Annotated in this window: 5 protein-coding genes; all 5 read right to left on the bottom strand. The window is 57.7% G+C overall.

What is annotated here, in order from left to right; genetic code table 11:
- The coding region (locus tag AC56LV_RS20365) for a helix-turn-helix domain-containing protein (protein WP_499560230.1) at nucleotides 1-151 on the bottom strand (151 nt) is incomplete at its 3' end.
- 117 nt (nucleotides 152-268) lie between these two features.
- On the bottom strand, nucleotides 269-769 hold the full coding sequence (locus AC56LV_RS20360) for a hypothetical protein (RefSeq protein ID WP_499560216.1): 501 nt from the start codon (nucleotides 767-769) through the stop codon (nucleotides 269-271).
- Between the two features lie 507 nt (nucleotides 770-1,276).
- The gene (locus AC56LV_RS20355) at nucleotides 1,277-1,486 is read right to left on the bottom strand and encodes a hypothetical protein (protein ID WP_499560215.1); all 210 of its coding nucleotides are present in this window, start codon (nucleotides 1,484-1,486) and stop codon (nucleotides 1,277-1,279) included.
- A 197-nt stretch (nucleotides 1,487-1,683) separates the two neighbouring features.
- Complete coding sequence (locus AC56LV_RS20350) at nucleotides 1,684-2,928, bottom strand: NYN domain-containing protein (protein ID WP_499560214.1); 1,245 nt, start codon at nucleotides 2,926-2,928, stop codon at nucleotides 1,684-1,686.
- A gap of 67 nt (nucleotides 2,929-2,995) precedes the next feature.
- A complete protein-coding gene (locus AC56LV_RS20345) occupies nucleotides 2,996-4,840 on the bottom strand; it encodes an SUMF1/EgtB/PvdO family nonheme iron enzyme (RefSeq protein WP_499560213.1) in 1,845 nt (614 codons plus the stop codon).
- Nucleotides 4,841-6,000 lie beyond the last annotated feature (1,160 nt).

Below are 6,000 nucleotides of genomic sequence, written 5' to 3'. Positions count from 1 at the left end.
TGCCACCAGACTCGGCAAGGATTCGCTGTACAGATGAGTGATTTCGGTCGAACAACTGGGCAATTTGCTGGAGTGATTCGCCCTTTTTCCAGTGCTCCCACATCAACGCCTTCTGGGATTCCGTATAGTAAATCCTTGCTCTCTGCTTCATCCGTAACACTCCTTCTGCTTATCCAGAGTTTAGTGTGTTGCGTCGATCGGTTGAATCCAAGGCCAATACCAGTCATTCGCACAAGTCTCGGAGCGGCTCCTGTTACCACGGACTCCTTCACTCGTTCACAAGGCCGTACTCACGATCAAAACCGAGGCCCCCGAGAACGTTGCTGTATAAGCCAATGTTCGCCATGTCGATTTTGTAGTACCTAGCGACTTGGTCTTGTGGCCCGGTGCTGGGCGAGTTCGCAAGTAGTATTTCGTGTTCCTCAGGTGTCAATGGGGCAGGTAACGGTATTCCGATCGACCTTACAACGAACGTAGCGTATGTTTCGGTCTTCTCCGCCAGCTCTGCTGGCTCAAGCTTATGAGCGAGGTCGTTTCGAAGCCTGTTGAGATCGCTCATTGCTTTCCAGATCCAGTCATCCTGCGAAATCTCATTGCAGAATGCCCTGGCTACCTGCAGAGACTGCGCAAACGAGAGCTTCGCGTTTCTCATCGCTGCTGGGTTTGCAGACTTCTTTTCCAAGAAGGTTCGAAGCAAATCCTCAATCAGCAGATGCGTCTTCAGTATTGAGAACGTTGGGTCGCCGGCTTTCAGAGTTATGGTCTGCATGAAGCGTTGCGAGAAGTGGTCAGGCACAGCAATTCTCCAATTATCTAAAGAACACATTATTGCGCATGGTTCGACGATAAAGACTGCCTTGCAAGAGCGAGATCGGATTTTTGACGAGTTAAAGCTTTAAACCTATTGCCGCCCTTATCACATAAGTTTGCATGCCGCAACATGTCCAAAGAAACGAACTAAAGCGCATCCAAGATACGGTTGAGAAAAGTTCGATGTGAAGCTCTGTGCTGGCGTTGCCAGCGATAGGTTGAACGTATGCCCTGGGGAATAACCTGTCGCCCCCAAGTCGCTGACGCTGCCGATGCCGATGCCGCTGTAGCGACGCAAGTGAAATGTTATGAAAAATAAAATTAGCTTGTGGCCTCTCTACATACGGCGTTTTAGAAGGCAGCTTTCCATAACCATGCGCTTTCATAAGAACAGCAAACCGAGTTAAGCCTTTGGCACCTGGTCATCAAGCCGGTGCGCGACACTTCCGTCCAGCCGCTGGGCAAGCTAGGTAATGTCGTGGATTCCGAACGAGCGCAGCGCCGGCCGGCGCCTCCCAGCCGCATCCACGGCATCCCAGGCGTCATTCCGTGTCAGCGCTGACAGACGACTCAATGCCATCCCTTCGGCTAGGGAACGTACGATATTGGCGTTGGTGCGCTCGATCAATAGGTCGCGTTCGAATTCAAAAACAGCACCAAGCATGCGCACGTTCATCTCGCCCGCCGTTGCGACGACTGGCCCAAATGGCTTAACCGTATTTTACATTCCACTGCACCTCAAACCCCACGTTGGCAGCGGCGCAGGCGTCCCGCAGCAGTGGAGTAGCTATGGTAATGAATGCAATCATGGCCATTCTCCTTCAAGGTTGATGCGCGGGCGACGGCCACCTGTCCATTGGGTCCCATTCCCGGTTAGTCGGGTGCCCCGATCCAGTTGCGGATGGTCGCCTCCGTCGCCGGATCCAGCACGATTTGCTCGCGCAGACACAAGGACCGCACATTGTTGACGAATTTTGCAGTCAACTCCCCGGCCGCGCTGGAGTGCTCGTCGAAGCGGTGGCCGCGAAAGGCCAGCCCGCGCAGCACGAAATCAATATCGGCGCGGCTGATGGGGTGGCCCGCGTCGCGGCAACGGTCACGCACCCGCTTGGCCGTTTCCAGAAAGTCGTACCCGAACGCGGCCAGGTCTGCGGACAGCATCTGGAACATCGCCCGGTACCGCGCCGGCGCCAGCAGTGGTACGCCCGCCAGTTCATGCAGCTGGCGGGCCATCGCAAGGATGGTGCTGTCGGCCGTCCATTCTTGGGTGGTGGCCGCGGGTGCTGCTGTGCCGCGCGTATGGCGCTGCGGGTCGTAGACGACACCGCCGTCCGCTTTCCAGTCGAATTGCAGCGGCGTCAGGTCCAGCGATTCGAGGAAACGGCGGAACGTGCCGCTGCCATACCAGTCGGCCGGCGTGGCGCCGGCATGCCGTGCGATGGACGTGGCCAGGCGTGCGCACGCCACCGGTTCCGGCGATTGCCCCACTTCGCGACGCACCAGGTCGGCGAACAGGTTCAAATGCGCGTTCGGCGCGGCAGGCACGGGTGGCTGCGGGGCGGCGCCGACGAGCGCGGGTTCCGCTGCGGCAGCGAGGTTGATGGTGCCGAGCGCGCCGCGCACGAACTCATCTTGGTCGATCACCAAGTCGGCAGAGGCACGGTAGGCTGCTGACGGAAAACCGATGGCCAGGATGGTCGTGCGCCTGTCCCATCGGCGCAGCTTGCGCAGGACCGGGGTGAAGTCGGCGTCGGCTGACAGCACGATGAATTCGTCGTAGTGCGCCTCGTGCTGCAGCAGGTCGACCATATCCAGGACCATGTGAATATCGGTACTGGTCTTGCCGCCGCTCGTCAGGACCGGGCAATCCGTGATTTCAAAGCCCGCCATGTTGAAGAAAGGCCGGAAGTGCTGGTACATCTGCGGATTCAAATAACACCGGCGCACCAGGATACGGCGCTTGCTGGTACCGGTAACGTGTTCCGGCAGCGCCATGGAGTTGACCATCCAGCTGACCCAGTCCATCGGGCTTTTGGCAAACCGGTCCGCCGTAGCCGGGTCGAGCCGGCGCAGGCCTGAATAGATATTGTCGAAGTCGACGAAGAGCGCGCTCTTCATCGTGCGCTCCGGCGCGGCGAAGCAATGCTATGCATGATATGTCCTCGTTGTTGTTGGGGGCTGCGCATCAGCTGTCTTGGCGGGCGGCGTAACAGACACGAAAGCCGACCTTCAAGTGGTTGTTCCGGCCAACGTACCAGGCCGGAAACAATTCCCGCTCTAAAGGCCCACGGCCGAGCGCGATGCCCGACGCGGTGCAGGCTACCGGTGCACGTACCGCATCGGGCGCCCCACCCTGGTAATCGCCCAACCACTCGCCAAAGCTCAGCGATGACAGGAACGGCAGCCCCGCGCTGTTATGCACCCAGCACAGATCCGACGCAAAACGTGTGAAGTAATGCTCGTTATAAGTCGGTGCCAGCAGCAGATTGCCGTCCGGGTCCTCGGCTGCGACGGCATAAGTTTGCGTAGCGGGACCCAACGCCGTGACGGCGGCGCGGGCCGGTGCAATGTCCTGCCATTCGGTCGTCGTCAGCATGCGCACCGGCAGTCCGGTGATCCGCTCGAGCCACGCGCAGTACGCGACCGCGTCGTACCACGTCACGCACACGGGACGGTCGCGCGCGTCGCGGCCGTTCATCTCATCAAGCGGCGGCCAGTCTCGCGCTGTTCTCGCTGCTTTCGCGCCACGGCGGTCGGCCCAGCAATCTTCATAAAAATTCCAGAACTCGTCGATCGTGATCAGTTCGGAGACCATCAGGTTGCCGCCCGCAAGCGCATGGGCGACGAAATCGACGTGGCGCGCGCCTGACCTCACCTTGCGCGGCGCCAGGCCGCGGGTGGCAGCCAGGTAGCGCACCAGCAACTGATCGCTGCCGGGATAGGCCGGCACCGTGCCGCCGGTCGCATAGTAATGCAGTTCGGCGTCGTGCTCGATCCGGTCGCGCCATACCCCTCTGGCAAAATGCAGTCCGGCCTTGATTTCGCGCGCACCGGGCAACGCGGTTAGTAGCTCGTCTGCAAAAAAGATCGGATGCAGCTTGTTGCGGGAAAACGGTACGCTGCGCTGGTCGCGTACGACCCAGTCGAAAGTGCCATTCGGGCCGCGCAGGAAAACCAAGTTCTCGTTGAATGGCAGGACGTCCAACCATCCGCTTGTCGATTGCTCGATCCGTTTACGGAATAGCTGAAACAGCAAGTCCATGCGTTCCTCGTCGTCCGCACTCGTATTGTAAAGCTGGTACACCGGCGCGGCACGGGCCGGTGCGACGAGGTTATCGCCCAGCAGGTTGAGGCAGCAATCAATATCCCAGCGGTACGTCAGCAGCAGCAAATGGTGTAACGTCAGGCTGGCATACACAGAGTCGACATCGATCTCATCGTCGATCGGTTCGTCTCCAAACAAAAGCTGGTCCGGCATCGACAGCACGTAGCGCACTTGCTCCAGAGCCGGGCGAAAACAGAAGTTGCGCTCGCCGGTCAAGCGCGCAACGGCAGCTTGGAGGTCAATTGCGCCATATCCCTGCGCAGCGAACAGTTGGCTACCGACTCCTGTAAACAAGGTGGCTGGCATCGACATTCCTGGCGCAAACAAGCGGTCTGCGATGGCGCGCGCCGTCAGCGGCTGCCCGAATGGCGGGTGTTCCCAAGTAATGAGGTCGGCGGGGTGGACCATGCCGTGTCTATCGAGAAACCGCACCAGTTCGGGCAGCGACCGGTGGACCCAATGCGCGAACGACGTGCCACCCAGCGCATCTGCCAGGCCGTCGAGCAAGTCCTTGATTTTCAACTGTGGGGACGAAATGATGTCCCCAGCCTTCTGGCGCGCCTTGCGCAAGGCATGAACTGCTGCTTTCAGCTGCTCGGGATGCAAGCCTTGGGCCAAGATTTCCCAGTAGTCGGTACGTTCGACACCAGGTTTTTGAATCAACAGGGATGGCGTTCGCACGGAACGCAGCAATGGCTGGTGCATCGGATCTCCAAGCCCACCTCAGCCGAAGCTGTTTATGCACGGGACGAACCGTACTGTCTTGCGCAGGCGAGCAAAAGAACCTGGACGACCTTCGAATCTGGAGAACGGCTGAGGAAGCAGGCGCTTCCCTTGGCGCTGTTTTAGCCGATAAAGACAGTCATATCAGCCGTGGTAGCGCGACACACGAGAAGCATACTACTCTATATTGTTGATTGTCAACAAAAGCTCTGGGTATGTCGCGCCCCTGAGAACGCACTTGGTGGTGTAACGTTGCTGTGCCGTGACGCACTAATCCAACACGCATACACGCGTGTGCACGGAGTTAGTTTCCACTAATCAATTCTGTGAAACGGTGCAATTCCCCTTCCAGGAGCGTGGTTTAAGGTGCAGTGGAACAGCAAACCGACTTAAGCCTTTGGCACCTGGTCATCAAGCCGGTGCGCGACACTTCCGTCCAGCCGCTGGGCGAGCTAGGTGATATCGAGGATTCCGAACGAGCGCAGCGCCGGCCGGCGCCTCCCAGCCGCATCCGCGGCATCCCAGGCGTCATTCCGTGTCAGCGCTGACAGATGACTCAACGCCGTCCCTTCGGCTAGGGAGCGTACGATACTGGCGTTGGTGCGCTCGATCAATAGGTCGCGTTCGAATGCAAAAACAGCACGAAGCATGCGCATGTTCATCCTGCCCGCCGTTGCGAGGACTGGCCCAAATGGCATAACCGTGTTGTAACTTTCTCAAATAGATGCGACGTTTTTGAAATTCCTGCGACGACCGGGCATGAAGTAGCGAAGTCCACCGTTTCTTGCTGAGTTACACTGTACGCGACGAACTTCCGCTGTCGGCCAAAAGCGGACATTCGCGTAAGACTATTCCGCCAGCCGCTACGGGTTCGGGTTCGGGGGCACACTCTATTGCAAAAGTTGCTATTATGAAACTATTTTTAGACGAATTGCAATGATATTTGTCTTGACAGCAATCATGGGTTTGTAAATATAAGCTACAATGTAGTCATATTCTTACAAAGATCTACAGTGGCACATTCTATTCTTATTGTCGAAATAGACGATCTAGTCCGTCAAACACTTAGCAACATTTTCGAGTTCTTCGAATACCGTACTATCGTTACTAGCTCCCATGACACTGCTTTAAGTATGCTGTTA

The sequence above is a fragment of the Telluria sp. RB2R28 genome (assembly GCF_059685835.1).
The sequence above is the reverse complement of the archived record's forward strand: the minus strand, read 5'-3'. Positions and strand labels throughout refer to the sequence as shown.

Excerpts from the sequence above, each read along its gene's own strand:
- AC56LV_RS20360 (WP_499560216.1), bottom strand. The coding sequence starts at position 769 with ATGCAGACCATAACTCTGAAAGCCGGCGACCCAACGTTCTCAATACTG.
- AC56LV_RS20355 (WP_499560215.1), bottom strand. The coding sequence starts at position 1,486 with ATGAACGTGCGCATGCTTGGTGCTGTTTTTGAATTCGAACGCGACCTA.
- AC56LV_RS20350 (WP_499560214.1), bottom strand. The coding sequence starts at position 2,928 with ATGAAGAGCGCGCTCTTCGTCGACTTCGACAATATCTATTCAGGCCTG.
- AC56LV_RS20345 (WP_499560213.1), bottom strand. The coding sequence starts at position 4,840 with ATGCACCAGCCATTGCTGCGTTCCGTGCGAACGCCATCCCTGTTGATT.